We start from the raw sequence: 16,282 nt of genomic DNA, 5'->3' as shown, positions 1-16,282 counted from the left end.
CGTGCGGGGACGCCGCGACCGCTCGTCCCGTCGCCGGGTCAGAGGCGCTGCGGGTCGTCCCAGTCCTCGCTGCTGCTGATCGCCTCGTCACCGCCCTCGCGCTCCGACGCCTGGAGCGAGCGCGGTCCGCGGCTCGGGTCGCCGCCGGAACGGGTGTCGGTGCCGTCGAGGTCCGCCTCCGAGGGCTGGCGGTCCGCCAGACGCTGGGCGGCGGGGTCGGAGGCGAGGTCGCGCGTGCGGTTGTGGGCCATGCTCGTTTGTACCGCTTCGCGGGGGTGCGCCGCACCCGCTGGACGGGCGCGTCGGAACCGGGTGCACGAGGCTCCGGTGAGCCGGGCGCACGGGCCCGCGGACCGCCGACCCGGGGAGGCTAAACGCTTCGGCCGCTGCCGCTCGTCGAAGCGCATCGATAGCGTCGCGCCGCCGGAGCCCGCCGCACGGCACGACGCGGCGTACGGCGCCACCTGGCCGCGTCGGCCGGGCCCACGCCTCGCCACGAAGGAGTGCAGCGGATGCGCGTCCCACCCCTGTTCGTCCCCCTGCTGGCGGCGGGAGCGGCCGCCGCGCTCGCCGCCGGCGTCGTCACGACCGCAGCGGCCGCGTCCCCCGCGCCCGCCGCCGTCGCACCCGGCGGCACCGGCTACAGCTGGGGCAACGTCGAGATCGTCGGCGGCGGGTTCGTCCCCGGCATCGTGTTCAACCAGCGGCACCGCGACGTCGTCTACGCGCGCACCGACATCGGCGGCGCCTACCGGCTCGACCCGGCGACGCGTCGGTGGGTGCCCCTGCTCGACCACGTCGGGTGGGACGACTGGAGCCACTCCGGCGTCCTGTCGATCGCCACGGACCCCGTCGACCCCGACAACGTGTACGCGGCCGTCGGCACCTACACGAACTCCTGGGACCCGCAGAACGGCGCGATCCTGCGCTCCTCGGACCGTGGCGAGACGTGGCAGCGCACCATGCTGCCGTTCAAGGTCGGCGGCAACATGCCCGGCCGCGGCATGGGCGAGCGCCTCCAGGTGGACCCCAACGACAACCGCGTCCTCTACCTCGGCACCGAGAGCGGCAACGGCCTGTGGCGCTCCACGGACAGCGGCGTGACCTGGGGCAAGGTCGCCTCGTTCCCGAACCCGGGGAACTACGTGCAGGACCCGACGTCCGACAACGACTACCTGACGAGCAACCAGGGGGTCGTGTGGGTCACGTTCGACCCCGCGAGCGGCACCCGGGGCTCCGCCACCCGCACGATCTACGTGGGCGTGGCGGACAAGGAGAACAACGTCTACCGGTCGACCGACGCCGGCGCCACGTGGCAGCGCGTGCCCGGTCAGCCCACCGGGTTCCTGCCGCACAAGGGCGTCTACGACCACGTCGGCAAGCAGCTGTACATCGCGACGAGCGACACCGGCGGTCCCTACGACGGCGGCCACGGCGACGTCTGGCGCCTCGACACCGCCACGGGCACGTGGACGAACGTCTCGCCGGTCCCGTCGTCGTCGACGGACAACCACTTCGGCTACTCCGGTCTCACGATCGACCGGCAGGACCCGGACACGATCATGGTGACGACCCAGATGTCGTGGTGGCCCGACATCGTCGTCTTCCGCAGCACCGACCGCGGCGCGACGTGGTCGCGGATCTGGGACTGGGACGGGTACCCCGGCAAGACGGAGCGCTACACGCTCGACATCTCGGGGGCGCCGTGGCTCACGTTCGGCAAGACCTCCGCACCCGTCGGCGAGCCGCTCGTCAAGCTCGGCTGGATGACGGAGTCGTTCGAGATCGACCCGTTCGACTCCGACCACGCGCTCTACGGCACGGGCGCCACCGTGTACGGCACGGACAACCTGACCGACTGGGACACCGGCGGGAAGGTCGACATCGAGGTGCGGGCCCAGGGCATCGAGGAGACCGCGGTGCTCGACCTCGCCGCTCCCCCGGGACCGGTCGAGCTGCTGTCCGGGCTCGGCGACATCGGCGGGTTCGTGCACACCGACATCCGGCGCGTGCCGGGGCAGATGTACACCTCGCCGTACTTCGGCTCGACCACCGGCGTGGACTTCGCCGAGGCGAAGCCGGCGACGATGGTGCGGGTCGGGCAGGCGGTCGACGGCACGGTCGAGTCGCACATCGGCGTCTCGACGTCGTCGGGGTCCTCGTGGTGGGCCGGGCAGCAGCCCGCCGGCGTGACGGGCGGCGGGACCGTCGCGATGTCGGCCGACGGCGCGACCATCGTCTGGAGCCCGGCGGGCGCGGGCGTGCACCGCTCCACCACGCTCGGGTCGTCCTGGACGCCGTCGCAGGGCGTCCCGGCGGGCGCGCGCGTCGAGTCCGACCGCGTCGACCCGCAGACCTTCTACGCCTTCGCCGACGGCCGCTTCCTCGTCTCCCGTGACGGCGGCGCGACCTTCGCGCCCTCCCCCGCGACGGACTTCCCGACCACCGGCAACGTGCGCTTCGGGGCCGTGCCGGGGCAGCGCGGGCACGTCTGGCTCGCGGCCGAGACGGGCCTGTGGCGCTCGACGGACGCGGGCGCGACGTTCACGAAGCTGCCCGGCTTCGAGGACGGCGGCGCCGTGGGCTTCGGCAAGGCCGCGCCGGGCGCCTCCTACCCGGCGATCTACACGACGTCGAAGTACCAGGGCGTGCGCGGGTTCTTCCGCTCCACCGACGCGGGGGCCACGTGGGTCCGCATCAACGACGACGAGCACCGGTACGCCTGGACCGGGTCCGTCATCACGGGCGACCCCGACGTCTTCGGCCGGGTCTACGTCGGCACCAACGGACGTGGCGTCGTGGTGGGCGAGTCGGACGGGACGGTCCCCACGGCGACGCCGACGCCGACCGCCTCGCCGACCGTGACACCGACGCCGACCGTGACGCCCACCGCCACGCCGACCGTGACGCCGACGCCGACCGGGACCCCGACCGCGACGCCCACCCCGACGCCCACGGCGACGAGCGGGCGGTCGGCGTGCGCGGTGCGCTGGACGGCGAACAGCTGGAACAGCGGCTACACCGCGTCGGTCCGGCTGACGAACACCGGCACCACGGCGCTGTCCGGCTGGACCCTGCGCCTCACCCTGGGCGCGGGTCAGGCGCTGCAGCAGGGCTGGAGCGCGCAGTGGACCCAGTCCGGCCAGACGCTGACGGCCACGAACGCCGCCTGGAACGGCACGCTCGCGCCGGGCGCGTCGGTGGACCTCGGCTTCAACGGCTCGCACACCGGGACCGTCACCGCGCCCACCGGCGTCACGGTGAACGGCTCCCCCTGCACCACCGGCTGACGCGCACCGGCCGGGGACGCACGGCGCCGGACGGGGCGGACCCCGTCCGGCGCCGCCGTGCGTCGTGCCCCGGGCGGCACCTGGTCCGCACGAGACCAAGGTCACATTCGCTGAGTGCAGGACACCTCTCGACGTCGACCTAACATCGCGAGGTGACCACGCGTGCCCACGAGACGACCGCCGACGTCGACGTCCTCCTGGTCGGGGGCGGCATCATGAGCGCGACCCTCGCCGCGCTCCTCACCACCCTCGAGCCCACGTGGCGGATCGAGATCCACGAGCGGCTCGACGGGCCGGCGCAGGAGAGCTCGAACGCCTGGAACAACGCGGGCACGGGGCACGCCGCGCTCTGCGAGCTGAACTACACGCCGCAGAAGGCCGACGGCACGGTCGACATCACCAAGGCCGTGAAGATCAACGAGCAGTTCGAGCTCTCGCGCGAGCTGTGGTCGCACCTCGCCGCCGCCGGGCGCCTGCCGGGCGCCGAGAACGCCGTGACGCACACGCCCCACATGACGTTCGTGCGCGGCGCGAAGGACGTCGAGTACCTGCGCCGCCGCCACGAGGCGCTGCGCAAGCACCGGCTCTTCGCCGACATGGAGCTGACGACCGACCGCGCGACCATCGCGTCCTGGGCGCCGCTGCTCGTGGACGGCCGCGAGGACGACGAGCCGATCGCGGTCACCCGTGCCACCTCCGGCACCGACGTCGACTTCGGCTCCCTCACGCGCGCCATGCTGGACGACGCCGTCGCCCGCGGCGCCACGCTGCACACGCAGAGCGAGGTCGTCGGCCTGCGCCGCCGCCGCGACGGGCTGTGGCGCGTGCGCGTCGCGGACCGGCGCTGGAACGGCGGCGGCAGGCGCACGCGCACGGCCCGCTTCGTCTTCGTCGGCGCGGGCGGCGGTGCCCTGCACCTGCTGCAGCGCTCCCGCATCAAGGAGATCCGCGGCTACGCGGGCTTCCCGATCAGCGGTCAGTTCCTGCGCACGACGAAGCCGGAGCTGGTCGCCCAGCACGACGCCAAGGTCTACGGGAAGGCCGCGATCGGCGCCCCGCCCATGTCGGTGCCGCACCTGGACGCCCGCGCCGTCGACGGCGGCCGCGCCCTCATGTTCGGCCCGTACGCCGGCTGGAGCATGAAGTTCCTCAAGCAGGGCTCGTGGGGCGACCTGATCCGCTCGATCCGGCCGGGCAACCTCGTCCCGATGCTCGCGGTCGGGCTGCGCAACCTCGACCTGGTCACGTACCTGGTCCGCGAGGTCACGGCGACCGACACCCAGCGCCTGCGGTCGCTGCGGGCGTACATGCCGACGGCGGACCTGCGGGACTGGGAGCTCATCACGGCCGGGCAGCGCGTCCAGGTCATCAAGCGCGGCAAGGGCGGCGGCGTCCTCGAGTTCGGCACCGAGCTCGTGTCCTCGGCCGACGGCTCGATCGCCGGCCTGCTCGGCGCCTCCCCGGGGGCGTCGACGGCCGTCGCGACGATGCTCGACCTGCTGCAGCGCTGCTTCCCCGACCGCTCCGACGAGTGGCTGCCCCAGCTCCAGCGGATGATGCCGAGCCTCGGCAGCGAGGACTGGGACACGGCGTTCGAGCTCGACCAGATGGTCGACGACGGGACCGTCACGAGCGGACACTGACCGTCGTGCCCGACACCCACGACGAGACCGGCCCCCGGGCGGAGACGGGCGACGCCCCCGTCGTCCCCGTCAGCGCGCCCATGCGGCACGCCAAGGTGCGCGCCTTCACGGACCACACCACGGTCGGGCAGGTACGGGTCGACGCGGACGGCGGCGTGACGATCGGCTGCGCGTGCGGCATGACGCTCACCAACGGTCCCGGCTGGTCGCTGGACGAGCACATCCGCCTGCACCGCGCCGAGGCGCGGTTCCTCGCGCTCGCGGCGGTGGCGCCGGAGGGCATCCCGCGGCTGGTCCCGTTCCCGCTCGGCCCGACCGCCTGACGACGTCCTCGGCTAGGACCCGGCGGCGACCGACGCGGACTCGCGGGCCGCGATCCGCGCCTGCACCTCCGGGCGCCGCAGCGGCGGCACGGTGGCCGGCGGGCGCCGACGGTCGGGCAGCTCGTCGAGCAGGCGTGCGGTGATCGCCGTGATCTCCGCGACCGCCCGCTCGAACGGCTCCCGGGTCGCGTCGGAGAGCTGCTGCACGCCCGTCACCTTGCGCACGTACTGACGGGCGGCCGCCTCGATCTCGTCGTCGGTGGCGTGCGGCTCCAGGCCGCGCAGGGTCGTGATGTTGCGGCACATGCCGCCGACGCTACGCCTGCCTGCCGCCGCGCGGCGAGAGTGCGGCCGCCCCCTCGAGCCTGAGCAGCGCCGCCTTCGCCGCCTCGCCGCCCGCGTACCGGCCGGCGGAGCCGTCGGAGCGCACGACGCGGTGGCAGGGCAGGAGCAGCGGCACCGGGTTACGGGCGCACGCCGTGCCCACGGCGCGCACCGCCGCGGGCCGGCCGGTGAGCGCGGCGACCGCGGCGTAGGAGGCCGTCGCCCCGTACGGCACGCGCGGGAGCGCCTCGACCACCTCACGCCGGAACCCGGTGAGCAGGCGCAGGTCCACCGGCACGTCGAACTCCCGCCGCGTGCCCGCGAAGTACTCGTCGAGCTCGCGCAGCACCGGGTCGAGACGCCGCCCGCCCTCGAGCACACGAGGGCTCACCCGTGCGGCCAGCTCGGCGAGGGCCGCGTCGTGGTCCTGGACCGCGAACGCCACGCGCAGCACACCGCTCTCCCCTGCCGCGATCAGCAGGTCCCCCACCGGGCTGGGGACGACCCGGTACGCCACGTCGAGCAGGCCCTCGCGCTGGGCGTCGGCGAGCAGCCGTGCGTGCAGCCCGCGCAGCACGTCGTCGTCCGTGGTCGCCGTCGTGGTGGTCATGGCCGGCCTCCCGTCTTCCCGTCCACGGCCGCTCGTGCGTAGGTGCGCCGCAGCGCCGCCACCCCGTCGGCCCCCGCGCGGCGCGCCGCCGCGTCGCTCCCGCCGACCACGTCGGCCACGTCCGCGTACGGCAGGCCGCCGATGTGGTGCAGCACGACCGCGCGGCGCTGCTTGTCCGGCAGCGCACCGAGCGCGTCCCACAGGTCCAGGTCCCGGTCGCCCGGGGCGGTCAGGGCCGCGACGAGCGGACGTCCCAGGGCACCGTCCGCCGGGTCGACGGGCAGCGCGTGCCGCGCCCGGCGGCGCAGCTCGTCGAGCGCCTTGCGGCGCGCGACCGTCACCAGCCACGCCTCGACGTTGACGTCGGGCGGCAGCGAGGGCCACGCGCGCAGCGCGGCGAGGAACGTGTCGGACCAGGCGTCGTCGGCGTCGTGCGCGCCCAGGAGCGCGCGGCACACCCGCAGGACGGTCGCGCCGTGCGCGCGCACCACCTGCTCGAACGGCCGGTCCATCCCCACAGTGTGCAGACGTGCGGGGCGTCGCAGACGTGAGGTACGGGTGCCGACGCGGGTGCGGACCCGCGTCGACCTCGGCTCAGGACTGCGGCTCGTCCGGCAGCGGGTCGTGCGCCGTCGGGTCCGGGTCCTGCCCCGTCGGGTCGGACGGGTAGATCCGGCGCACCGGCTGGTCCTGCGTGTCGCCGGGCGACGGCTGCTGCTCGGACTCGGTGCTGCCGGGCAGCGGCTGGTTCTCCGCGTCCTGCGTCTCGGGGCGCTGCTGGGCCGGGTGGACGGTGTCCTCGCTCATGGCCCCACCCTGGCGGTGGCGCGTCACGGTCGCCACCCGAGCCGAGCCCTCGGTGCCCCGCGGAGCCGGGCTCTCTCCCCGCCTTGCGGCACCCGCGCACCGGACGCACGCTGGCCGCACCGGGCGGCCCGCACCGGGCCGCCGCCGGCAGCCTCAGGGAGGACGCATGAGCGAGACGGACGCGGGCGGCACGGGCAGCGAGGGCACGGGCAGCGGAGGCACGACCGGCGACGAGCTCTCCGACGCCGGCGTGGGTGCCGGTGCGGGCGGCGAGCCCAACACGATGGAGCCCGAGGAGGACCCGGACGCGGCCCCCGAGGCCGGCTGACGGGTCGACGCACGACGGCCCCGGCACCCGTGGGGTGCCGGGGCCGTCCTCGTGCCCGGTGCGTCAGCCGGTGACGCCGTCCGGACCGACGGTCGCGCCGGCCGGCACCGTCGCCGGCCCGTCGCCCTCGAGCACCGCGTCGCCGACGACGCGGACGCCGGGCGAGAAGGTCCAGTCGCCCCGCACGCGCAGCGAGGTGGCGTCGCGCAGCGACGGCACGTCCGCGACCCGGCTGTCGAACGCACCGACGGTCGCGTAGTGCTCCGGGTCGAGGTCGACGAACGGCGCCGCGACCTGGGCGACCAGGCGGTCGGCCGCATCCACCTCGTACACGTCCGAACGCAGCACGAGCAGGTCGTTCGTGGTCTTGACGGGCAGGAACCGCTCGCGCCCGACCTCGAGCACCGCGGCACCGTCGAAGACCTCGATGGCCGCGCCCATCGCGGACTCGATCTGGACGACCTTCGTGGACGTCTTGTCGGTCGGGTCCACGGTCTTCTCGTTGCGGATGAGGGGCAGGTCGAGCACGCCGCCCGTCCGGTCCAGCTCGGCGGCGAGCGCCCGCAGGTCGAGCCAGAGGTTGTTCGTGTTGAAGTAGCGGTGGGTCGTGATGTCGCCCGCGGCCTCCGCGTCCTCCTTCGGCGTCTGGGCCGACTCGCGCAGCACGATGCGGCCGTCGGAGCGGCGGACGACGAGGTGGCCGCCCTTGCGGTCGGCCGGCGTACGCCGGGCCACCTCGGCGGCGAACGGCGCACCCGACGCGGCGAACCACCCGGCGATCCGCGCGTCCGGGGTCGCACCGAGGTTGTCGGAGTTCGACACCGCGGCGTACCGGAAGCCTGCCTCGAGCAGGGAGTCGAGCACGCCCGAGGCACGCAGGGCGGTGTACAGGTCGCCGTGCCCCGGCGGGCACCACTCGAGCGAGGGGTCGGCGGGCCACTCGACGGGGGTCAGGTCGTCCGCGCGCAGCTTCGGCTCGCGGTTCTGGAGGAAGTCGAGCGGGACGCCGTCGACCGCGAGCTCGGGGTACGTGGCGAGGGCGGCGAGGCTGTCGTCCCGCGTGCGGAAGCTGTTCATCAGCACCAGCGGCAGGCGCGCGCCGGTCGCGGCACGGGCGGCGAGCACCTGGCCCGCGATGACGTCGAGGAAGGTGCGGTCCCCCCGGACCGGCAGCAGGGACTTGGCGCGGTCCATGCCCATGGACGTGCCGAGGCCGCCGTTGAGCTTGAGGACGACGGTCTGCGCGAGAGCCTGCGCCCCCGCGTCCTCGTCGACCTCGAGCCGGTCGAGGTGCGGGACGTCGCCCAGCGGGGCCACGTCCGCCTCGGGGATCAGGCCGGTGCGGCCCGACTCGAGGAGTCCGTAGAACCGGGTGAACACGTCGACCGCGGTGCCGGGCACACCGGCGTCGCGCATCTTCTGCTGGGCACGGGCGAGTCCGTCGGCGCTCATGCACCGACTCTAGGCACCCCGCGGTGCGCGCGGGCGGTGACTGTCGTCACGGCACGGCATGGCCACCCCGGCGGCGGCCCGGCGACCGCCGGTGTTCGCCGTCCGTTGGTGGTCACCGGGGCGACCAGACGCCGAGCTCGTTGCCCGCAGGGTCCAGCAGGTGGAACCGGCGTCCGCCGGGGAAGGCGTACGGCCCCTGGACGACCCGGCCGCCGGCCCGCTCGACCGCGGCCGCCGTCGCGTCCAGGTCGTCCGAGTACACGAGGACCAGCGGTCCGCCACGAGGCGCGGGGCGGTCGCCGGCGACGAGGGCGAGGCCGCCCGCCTCGTCCTCCCCCTGCTCCGCGGCCGTGCGGATCCCCGCGTACGCGTCGCCGTACGCCACGAACGACCACCCGAACACGGCCGCGTAGAACGCACGGGCGACGTCGAGGTCGGTGACGGGGATCTCGACGTAGTCGATCGTGTGGTGCAGACCGTGCGCGTGGGTCGTCATGGAGCCGATGCTGCACCCCGCCACCGACACCCGAGCCACGTCCGCGCAGGAGGAGCGGCGAGTACGGTGCGCCGGAGCGGGTCGCGGGGGCAGGATCGGTGCAGGACGGGAGCGTGTCCCGCCGCCGGGGAGGGGGCGAGCATGCAGGAACCGGCACGGGTCGACGGCGACCCGCCCGCCCCGCTGGCGGCGGCCGAGCGGCTCGCGCTGCTCGACCTCGCGGCGCGCGCGGCAGGCCTGGGCACGTTCCGCTGGGACCTGCGCGCCCGTGCCCTGCACTGGGACGACGCGATGCTCGAGACGTTCGGGTACGACAGCCGGACGTTCGACTCCACCGTCGAGGCGTTCGAGGCGCGCGTGCACCCCGACGACCTGCCCCGGGTTCGCGCCGCGCTGCGGCAGGCCGTCACCGCGTGCGGCCCGTACCAGACCGAGATGCGCGTGCTCCGGCCGGACGGGACGACGAGGTGGCTCGTCGCGCGCGGTCAGGCGGTCGCGGGCGCCGACGGGGCGGCCGCCCAGCTGGTCGGCGTCGCGACCGACGTGACGGCGCTGCGCGCCGGCGAGGAGCGGGTGCACCAGATCCTCGAGGACATGACCGTCGGGTACTACTGGCTCGACGCGCAGTGGCGGTTCGGCTACGTCAACGCCGAGGCCGAGCGCATCATCGGCGTCGGTCGCCGGCTGCTGCTCGGGCGGGTGATCTGGGAGGTCTTCCCCGGCGTGGCGGGCACCGTCTTCGAGCAGGAGTACCGGGAGGTGGCGCGCACGGGAGCGCCCGCGGTGTTCGACGCCTGGTACCCCGCCCCGCTCGAGTCCTGGTTCGAGGTGCGCGCCGTGCCGGAGCGTGGCGGTGTCGCGGCGTACTTCACCGACGTCACCGACCGCCGTCGCGCCCTCGAGGCCGCGCAGCAGGCACGCACGCGCTCGGAGCTCGTCGCGGCCGTGGCGTCCGAGCTCGTCGAGGTGCTCGACCCGGTCGCGGCGCTCGAGGCGGTCCTCCCCCACCTCGTGCCCTCCGTGGCCGACTTCGCGATCGCGAGCGTCCTCGACGAGGGGCACGGTCCGTGGCAGCAGCGCCTGCACGACGTCGCGGCCCTGCACGCGGACCCGGCGATGCAGCCCGTGCTGGACCGGTACCGCGAGACCCGGGTGCCCGCGCTGACCAGCACCTCGCTCGTCGCGCAGGCGCTCGCCGGCGGCAGGCGCGTCCTCGCGACGGGTGTGCCCCGGGCCGGGGAGGTCGGGGCGGCGGGACCGGCCCAGGACGCGCTCGCCCGGCTCGCGCCGCACGCGCGCGTCGTGGTGCCGCTGCGCGGCCGCGGCCACGTGCGCGGGCTGCTGACGCTCGGGCGCAGCGAGCGCCGCGGGGAGTTCACCGGTGCGGAGCTGCGCTCGCTGCGCGAGGTCATGGCGCAGATCGGCCTCGCCCTCGACAACGCCCACCTGCACGCGGCGCGCCGCGACCTCGCCGAGGAGCTGCAGCGCAGCCTCCTCACCGCGCTGCCCGAGCCGGACCACCTCGAGCTCGCCGCGCGCTACCTGCCCGCCGCGACCGCCACGCAGATCGGCGGGGACTGGTACGACGCCTTCCTCGTCCGGGACGGCAGCACCTGCCTGGTCATCGGGGACGTCACCGGCCACGACCTGCGGGCCGCGGTCGCGATGGCCCAGATCCGCAACGTGCTGCGGGGCGGCGCGCACGCCATCGTCCAGCCGCCCGCCGGCATCCTCTCCGCGCTCGACTGGGCGATGCGCGACCTGGCCGTCGGCGCGCTCTCGACGGCCGTGCTGGCGAAGGTCGAGCAGCCGCCCGACCTCGCCGCCCAGGGCCTGCGCCGGCTGCGGTGGTCGAACGCGGGGCACCTGCCGCCGCTGCTCCTGCACCCCGACGGCCGCGCGGAGCTGCTGCGGCGTCCGGGCAACCTGCTGCTCGGGCTGCGCTCGCACGTGGAGCGGCACGACCACGTCGTCACGCTCGCCCCCGGCGCGACGGTGGTCCTCTACACGGACGGCCTCGTCGAGCGGCGCGGCGAGCGGCTGTCCGCGGGTCTGGAGCGGCTGCGCGGCCACGCCGAGACGCTCGCCCCGCTCCCGCTCGAGGAGCTGTGCGACCGGCTCGTCCACGACCTCGCCCAGGGCAGCGAGGACGACGTGGCGCTGCTCGCGGTGCGGGCGCACCCCGAGGACCGTCCGCGGCCGCAGGAGGCCGGCCCGCAGCGGCTCCCGGAGGACCTCACCGACGGGCCCGGCACGGGCGCGTCGTCCGAGGAGCCGCCGACGGGCCGCGCCGAGGTCTGACGCTCAGTCGTCGCCCTTGCCCTTGCCGCGCTCCTCCAGCGCCTTGCGCGCCCGCTCGGCGGCCTTCTCGGCAGCCTCCCGCACCTTCTCCGCCGCCTCCTCGCGGATCTCGGCCCTCTCCTCCGCCTCGTCGTCGGCCGGCGGGACCGAGGTCTGGCGCCGCTGCGCCTCCTCGGCCGCACGGGCACGCTCGGCCGCGCGCGCCTCCTCGGCGGCGCGCGCCTCCTCCACCGCGCGCGCCTCCGCCTCGGCGACCGCGGCGGCGACCGCCGCGTCCCGCGCGGCAGCGGCCTCCGCCTCGGCCGCGGCCGCCTGCGCGGCCAGCCCGGCCGCGAGCTCGGCGGCGACGCCGTCGAGCGCGGCCGTCACCTCGGTGTGCCGGGCGGCGGAGAGGTCACCGGCGCTGCGCGCGTCCTCGACCTCGGCGCGCAGGTGCTCGAGCAGCACGGACGCCGCGTCGAGGCGCCCCTCGGAGGCGGCCTGCGTGACCGCCAGGACGTCGTCCTGCAGCAGGCGCGCGCGCTGCGCGTCCAGGTCGGGCCCGCCGCACCCGGCGAGGACGACCGAGACGGCCAGCGCGGCGACGGCCGTGCGGACCCGTGCGTGCCGACGAGCGCGCGTCACGGTCCCACGCTCCGCTGCAGGCGCTCCAGGGCGTCGCCGAGCGCACCGTCGACGGCGGGGTACGTCGGTGCCGCGGGAGGCTGCTCCGCCGAGCGCGTCGCGGCGACGGCGGCGGTGGTACCCCCCGCCAGGAGCACGGCCGCGACCGCGACGGCGGCACCCCGGCGACGACGGCTCGTCCGTCCGGGGCCCGTCGGGGCCGGCCTGTCGCCGGTCCCCCGCGGCGGACCGTCCGCGGGCCTCGCGCGGTCGGGGACGGCGGCCTCGGCGGGCGCGTCGGCGGCCGCGGTCGAGGGGACGGGCACGGTGGGCACGGGCGCGCCGTGGTCCGGGTCCGGTGCGGCGAGCCCGTCCTCCAGCAGCGCCTCCGCGGCACGCTGCTCGGCCGGCGTCGCGGCGGCGCCGGGGACGACGACCGGCGCGGCGACGGTCGGTTCCTCGTCGTCGTCCGGGTCGGCGGCGCCGCGCGGGACGGCCACGGGGAACGCGCGCGTCGGCTCCTGCCAGGGCACGCCGTCGACGACGTCGGTGAGGGCCCGGGCGGCCTCCTGCGCCGTGGGCCGGTCCTCCGGACGCCGCCGCGTCATGGCGGTGAGCAGGGCGGCCAGCCCCGGGTCCAGGTCCTCCGGCACGTCCGGGTCGCGCGTCAGCCGCGCGGCGGCGACCTCGGCCGTCGTGCCGCTGAACGCGCGCCGCCCGGTGACCGCCTCGAGCAGGACGAGCCCCAGCGCGTACACGTCGGAGGCGGGACCGACCTCGCCGCCCACCGCCTGCTCGGGGCTGAGGTACGCGACGGTGCCCAGCACGGTCCCCGTCATGGTGAGCCGCGTCGCCGCGGCGAGCCGGGCGATGCCGAAGTCGACGAGGCGCGCGGGGCGCCACTCGTGGACGTCGTCGGGCTCGGTGTCCAGGCACGTGTCGTCGACGAGCAGCACGTTGCCCGGCTTCACGTCGCGGTGCACGACGCCCTGGCCGTGCACGACGCCGAGGGCCTCGGCGGTCACCCGGCCGACGGCGGCGGTCTGCCGCACCGTCAGCGGTCCCTGCCGGAGCCGGTCGCCGAGGCTGGGCCCGCGGACGATCTCCATGACGAGGTACGCCTGGACGAGGCCGCCCTCGAGGGGCACGGAGTCCGCGTCGAACAGCCGGACGAGCCCGGGGTGCCGCAGGCGCGCGAGCACGCCGATCTCGGCCTCGTGACGGCGCAGCTCGTCGCTGTCGCCCGCGACGGCCGGGAGCACCTTGACGGCGACCTCACGGCCCAGGACCTGGTCGCGCGCCCGGTGCACGACGCCGGAGCCGCCGCGCCCGATGACGTCCTCGAGCAGGTACCGGTCACCGAGGAGGACGGGTCCGCCCTGCGCGGGCACGCCGTCGGTCCACGACGTGCGCGCTCGTCCTGACGCACCGTCCAACATGCCCACGACGCTAGGCGACCGCGGGCCGGACGGCACGTCGGGGCCGGGGCGCACCGTGTCGCCGCAGGTGGGGACGGGGGCGCTCCGTCAGTCCCGCCAGAGGCGCAGGTGCTCGAACCGGGCCACGGCGCGCGGGTCCGTGCCGTTCCAGCCGTGCGCGGCGAGCCCGACGCGCAGGGCCGTGCCCGGCGGGAACGTCCAGACGCCGCCGACCGCCCATCGCGTGCCGTCGGTGCTGGTCAGCGCGCGCACCTCGTGCTCCCCCGCGTCGTCCGTGCGGTGCACGAGCCGCAGCCACGTGCGGTCGCCCGGCGGGCCGACGATGGTGCCGCCGTAGGACGTGCGTCCCGCGTACGGCGTCTCGTGGCCGAACTCGGTCTGGCGGGTGTTCCAGATCGCCACGTGCGAGAGCCGGGCGAACAGGTCGTCGTCGGCGTGCACGACGAGCCCCGCCTGCTGGTAGTTCCGCACGGTGTCGGCGCCGAGGTCGACCCGGACCACGGTCTCGGCCGTCCAGTCGCCGTCGGGCACGTCGCGCAGCAGCAGCCCCGCGGTGCCGCCGGGGCCGACCAGGTCGGCCTGCTCGACCGGCCACACCAGGTCGCCGTCCTCGACGGTCACCTGCGGCGCGCGCACCGCGGTCCAGCCCGGCCCCGTGCCGTCCTCGAAGGTCACGTCCTCGACGAGCGCACCGGGCTCCGGCACGCGCTGCGGGGGGCGCGGCGGCGCGGCGAGCCGCACCGCGCTGAGGTCGTCGACGCGGACGCCGGGCGTCAGCGCGACCGCACCGGCGGCCCCGGCACGCACCGCGTGCGGGAGGTCCAGCGCCGCCTCGGCGAGCGGGTCCCCGAGGCGCGCGTGGCTCAGCTCGGCGCGGGCCCTGCGTCCGTCGACCTCCAGCGCGAGCGCGTGCCAGGTCGACCAGTCGGGACCGGGAGGCAGCGGTGCCGTCGCCTCGCGGTCGCCGGAGCGCAGGCGCAGGACGCCCGCTCCCGGGTCGACGACGGCGGTGACGGCGGGCGCGCGCCCGTGCCCGCGCCCCTGGTCGAGCTCGGCGTGGAGGGCGTCGTGGCGTCCGTCCTTCCGCCCGCCGGCCGCGACGCCGGCGACGACGCCGCCGACGGCGCGTCCCTCGAGCCGCACGTCGGCCTCGACCCGCACGGGACCGGGCAGCGCCCGGTGGGTGACGAGGGTGCCGGGACGGCGCGCGACCGCGTGCGGCCCGCCCTGCGGGTCGTCCGGGGCCGTGCGCCACGCCTCGCCCCGCCACGGCCGGGTGCCCCGCTCGAAGCCGGTGACGGTGCGGGCGGTGCCGACGGGCCCCGCCTGGCGGTCGTCCGACGGCCCGGCGCCACCCCGCACGACCGGCCAGCCGTCGACCCAGTCGAGACGGTCGATCAGCATGGGCCGCTCGTTCACGCCCTCCGTGCCGTCGAGGTACGGGTCCGCGCGGTCGATGGCGTGGTACACGACCCAGTCCTGGCCCGCCAGGTCCGTGACGACGGCGTTGTGGCCGGCGCCCACCCAGCGGTTCCCGTTCTGCACGAGGACGGGCGTGCCGCCGGCGCGCGAGGCCAGGAGCGGGACGCCGTCGCGGTCGAGGTACGGACCGGTGGGCGCGTCCGCCCGGCCGACGTGCACCGAGTACCCCGTCGTGGGGCCGGCGCAGCAGTTCGCGGAGGAGGCGAACAGGTACCAGTGCCCGTCGCGCTGCAGCACGTAGGCGCCCTCGTACTTGTTGTCGACGGTCACCTGCACGGGCTCCCCGACGGCCTCCGTACCGGTCGCGTCGAGCTCGGTGAGCCAGATGCCGCCGTAGTACGAGCCGTAGAACAGGTGCTGCCGCCCGTCCGGGCCCACGACGTGGTGCGGGTCGTAGGTCCACAGGAAGTCGTCCGGCCCGCCGGACCCCGGCCGCGGCCCCACGACGGGCGCGCCGGCGTCGGTCCACGGGCCCGTGGGCGTCGGGGCCGTGGCGACGCCGATCGCGCTGTCGTTCGCCCCGGGGGTGAAGGTGGTCTGGGTGACGACGTAGTAGAGCCGGTACTCGCCGTCGACGTAGCGGATGTCGGGCGCCCACAGCGCGGCGCGGCGGGCGGGGTCGGTGTCCGCCCACGACGGCAGGGTCCGCTCGGTGAACGCGTCGCCGACGTGCTCCCAGGTGACGAGGTCGCGCGAGCGCGACACGGGCAGCAGGTGCCGGGTCCCCTCGCCCTCCCGCAGCGGGTCCGTGGTGCCGTACGCGTACCACCAGCCGTCCTGGCCGCGCACCACCGCCGGGTCGGCGAACGTGTCCGCCGCGCCCGCGCCCACCGGGTTGACGTACGTCGCGCGCCCGTCCCCGGGGCCGTGGCCGCCGCGTGCGTCGGGGGCGGCCGTGGCCGGCGGTCCGGCCGCCACGGCGGCGAGCAGGGCGAGGGCGGCGGCCGCCGTCACGGCGCGTCGTACGGGACGTCGGGCGGTCTGCTCCATCGCAGCGACCCTCTCTCCGGGGGCGGGTCCTCCCTCTCTACGCCCGCGGCACGCACCGCGCCACCCGGCACGCCGGCCCGGGTGGCCGCAGCCGGTGCGCGGCGCGCCGGGGTGCTTCCACCCGCCCGGGTGCGCGCGCGGGGTCCTGGACGGGGGATGATGTGCGGCGGCCCCGGGGCGCGACGGCACCGGGG

Annotated in this window: 15 protein-coding genes; 5 read left to right on the top strand and 10 right to left on the bottom strand. The window is 76.3% G+C overall.

Annotated features, from left to right (window positions below; genetic code table 11):
* Window positions 1–38: 38 nt before the first annotated feature.
* A complete protein-coding gene (locus FB586_RS14155; protein ID WP_136519969.1) occupies window positions 39–251 on the bottom strand; it encodes a hypothetical protein in 213 nt (70 codons plus the stop codon).
* Window positions 252–512: 261 nt separating this feature from the next.
* Between FB586_RS14155 and FB586_RS14150 the strand changes: the two genes are divergently transcribed.
* The 3 genes from FB586_RS14150 to FB586_RS14140 all read left to right on the top strand — a co-directional run bounded on the left by FB586_RS14150 (window position 513) and on the right by FB586_RS14140 (window position 5,256).
* On the top strand, window positions 513–3,290 hold the full coding sequence (locus tag FB586_RS14150; protein WP_136519968.1) for a cellulose-binding domain-containing protein: 2,778 nt from the start codon (window positions 513–515) through the stop codon (window positions 3,288–3,290).
* A gap of 152 nt (window positions 3,291–3,442) precedes the next feature.
* On the top strand, window positions 3,443–4,933 hold the full coding sequence (gene mqo, locus FB586_RS14145) for a malate dehydrogenase (quinone) (RefSeq protein WP_281276681.1): 1,491 nt from the start codon (window positions 3,443–3,445) through the stop codon (window positions 4,931–4,933).
* A gap of 5 nt (window positions 4,934–4,938) precedes the next feature.
* On the top strand, window positions 4,939–5,256 hold the full coding sequence (locus FB586_RS14140) for a hypothetical protein (RefSeq protein WP_136519967.1): 318 nt from the start codon (window positions 4,939–4,941) through the stop codon (window positions 5,254–5,256).
* Window positions 5,257–5,268: 12 nt separating this feature from the next.
* Here FB586_RS14140 and FB586_RS14135 read toward each other — a convergent pair whose 3' ends face one another.
* The 4 genes from FB586_RS14135 to FB586_RS14120 all read right to left on the bottom strand — a co-directional run bounded on the left by FB586_RS14135 (window position 5,269) and on the right by FB586_RS14120 (window position 6,997).
* Window positions 5,269–5,562 carry a DUF2277 domain-containing protein gene (locus FB586_RS14135; RefSeq protein WP_136519966.1) on the bottom strand — a complete coding sequence of 98 codons (294 nt, stop codon included), beginning with the start codon at window positions 5,560–5,562 and terminating at the stop codon, window positions 5,269–5,271.
* A gap of 10 nt (window positions 5,563–5,572) precedes the next feature.
* A complete protein-coding gene (locus FB586_RS14130; protein WP_136519965.1) occupies window positions 5,573–6,190 on the bottom strand; it encodes a methylated-DNA--[protein]-cysteine S-methyltransferase in 618 nt (205 codons plus the stop codon).
* Window positions 6,187–6,702, bottom strand: a complete 516-nt coding sequence (locus tag FB586_RS14125) for an RNA polymerase sigma factor (protein WP_136519964.1) — start codon at window positions 6,700–6,702, stop codon at window positions 6,187–6,189. Before FB586_RS14125 ends, FB586_RS14130 begins: the two co-directional genes overlap by 4 nt.
* Before the next feature lie 82 nt (window positions 6,703–6,784).
* Window positions 6,785–6,997, bottom strand: a complete 213-nt coding sequence (locus FB586_RS14120; RefSeq protein WP_136519963.1) for a hypothetical protein — start codon at window positions 6,995–6,997, stop codon at window positions 6,785–6,787.
* Window positions 6,998–7,163: 166 nt separating this feature from the next.
* Between FB586_RS14120 and FB586_RS19475 the strand changes: the two genes are divergently transcribed.
* Window positions 7,164–7,325, top strand: coding sequence for a hypothetical protein (locus FB586_RS19475; RefSeq protein WP_168800565.1), 162 nt, complete (start codon window positions 7,164–7,166; stop codon window positions 7,323–7,325).
* A 63-nt stretch (window positions 7,326–7,388) separates the two neighbouring features.
* On the opposite strand, the gene FB586_RS14115 is transcribed toward FB586_RS19475, so the two are convergent.
* Together FB586_RS14115 and FB586_RS14110 are read right to left on the bottom strand one after the other, a co-directional pair.
* The gene (locus FB586_RS14115; protein WP_136519962.1) at window positions 7,389–8,777 is read right to left on the bottom strand and encodes a UTP--glucose-1-phosphate uridylyltransferase; all 1,389 of its coding nucleotides are present in this window, start codon (window positions 8,775–8,777) and stop codon (window positions 7,389–7,391) included.
* Between the two features lie 112 nt (window positions 8,778–8,889).
* Window positions 8,890–9,273: a VOC family protein gene (locus FB586_RS14110; RefSeq protein ID WP_136519961.1), complete on the bottom strand. Its 384-nt coding sequence runs from the start codon at window positions 9,271–9,273 to the stop codon at window positions 8,890–8,892.
* A 141-nt stretch (window positions 9,274–9,414) separates the two neighbouring features.
* On the opposite strand from FB586_RS14110, the gene FB586_RS14105 reads away from it, so the two are divergent.
* On the top strand, window positions 9,415–11,574 hold the full coding sequence (locus FB586_RS14105; protein ID WP_136519960.1) for a SpoIIE family protein phosphatase: 2,160 nt from the start codon (window positions 9,415–9,417) through the stop codon (window positions 11,572–11,574).
* A gap of 3 nt (window positions 11,575–11,577) precedes the next feature.
* Here FB586_RS14105 and FB586_RS14100 read toward each other — a convergent pair whose 3' ends face one another.
* From FB586_RS14100 to FB586_RS14090, 3 genes are all read right to left on the bottom strand, one after another.
* The gene (locus FB586_RS14100) at window positions 11,578–12,198 is read right to left on the bottom strand and encodes a hypothetical protein (protein WP_136519959.1); all 621 of its coding nucleotides are present in this window, start codon (window positions 12,196–12,198) and stop codon (window positions 11,578–11,580) included.
* Entirely contained in the window at window positions 12,195–13,616 is a 1,422-nt protein-coding gene (locus FB586_RS14095; protein ID WP_136519958.1) for a serine/threonine-protein kinase, read from the bottom strand. Before FB586_RS14095 ends, FB586_RS14100 begins: the two co-directional genes overlap by 4 nt.
* 87 nt (window positions 13,617–13,703) lie before the next feature.
* Window positions 13,704–16,088: a glycoside hydrolase family 43 protein gene (locus FB586_RS14090; protein ID WP_136519957.1), complete on the bottom strand. Its 2,385-nt coding sequence runs from the start codon at window positions 16,086–16,088 to the stop codon at window positions 13,704–13,706.
* Window positions 16,089–16,282 lie beyond the last annotated feature (194 nt).

This window comes from Cellulomonas telluris, from assembly GCF_004886325.1.
Classification (GTDB): Bacteria; Actinomycetota; Actinomycetes; order Actinomycetales; family Cellulomonadaceae; genus Cellulomonas; species Cellulomonas telluris.
This window is presented reverse-complemented; position numbering and strand designations above follow the sequence as displayed.

Bases quoted from the DNA above. Each gene is read 5' to 3' on its own strand.
- FB586_RS14090 (WP_136519957.1), bottom strand. From the start codon at position 16,088: ATGGAGCAGACCGCCCGACGTCCCGTACGACGCGCCGTGACGGCGGCC.
- FB586_RS14120 (WP_136519963.1), bottom strand. From the start codon at position 6,997: ATGAGCGAGGACACCGTCCACCCGGCCCAGCAGCGCCCCGAGACGCAG.
- FB586_RS14110 (WP_136519961.1), bottom strand. From the start codon at position 9,273: ATGACGACCCACGCGCACGGTCTGCACCACACGATCGACTACGTCGAG.
- FB586_RS14095 (WP_136519958.1), bottom strand. From the start codon at position 13,616: ATGTTGGACGGTGCGTCAGGACGAGCGCGCACGTCGTGGACCGACGGC.
- FB586_RS14135 (WP_136519966.1), bottom strand. From the start codon at position 5,562: ATGTGCCGCAACATCACGACCCTGCGCGGCCTGGAGCCGCACGCCACC.
- FB586_RS14115 (WP_136519962.1), bottom strand. From the start codon at position 8,777: ATGAGCGCCGACGGACTCGCCCGTGCCCAGCAGAAGATGCGCGACGCC.
- FB586_RS14130 (WP_136519965.1), bottom strand. From the start codon at position 6,190: ATGACCACCACGACGGCGACCACGGACGACGACGTGCTGCGCGGGCTG.
- FB586_RS19475 (WP_168800565.1), top strand. From the start codon at position 7,164: ATGAGCGAGACGGACGCGGGCGGCACGGGCAGCGAGGGCACGGGCAGC.
- FB586_RS14105 (WP_136519960.1), top strand. From the start codon at position 9,415: ATGCAGGAACCGGCACGGGTCGACGGCGACCCGCCCGCCCCGCTGGCG.
- FB586_RS14125 (WP_136519964.1), bottom strand. From the start codon at position 6,702: ATGGACCGGCCGTTCGAGCAGGTGGTGCGCGCGCACGGCGCGACCGTC.
- FB586_RS14155 (WP_136519969.1), bottom strand. From the start codon at position 251: ATGGCCCACAACCGCACGCGCGACCTCGCCTCCGACCCCGCCGCCCAG.
- FB586_RS14150 (WP_136519968.1), top strand. From the start codon at position 513: ATGCGCGTCCCACCCCTGTTCGTCCCCCTGCTGGCGGCGGGAGCGGCC.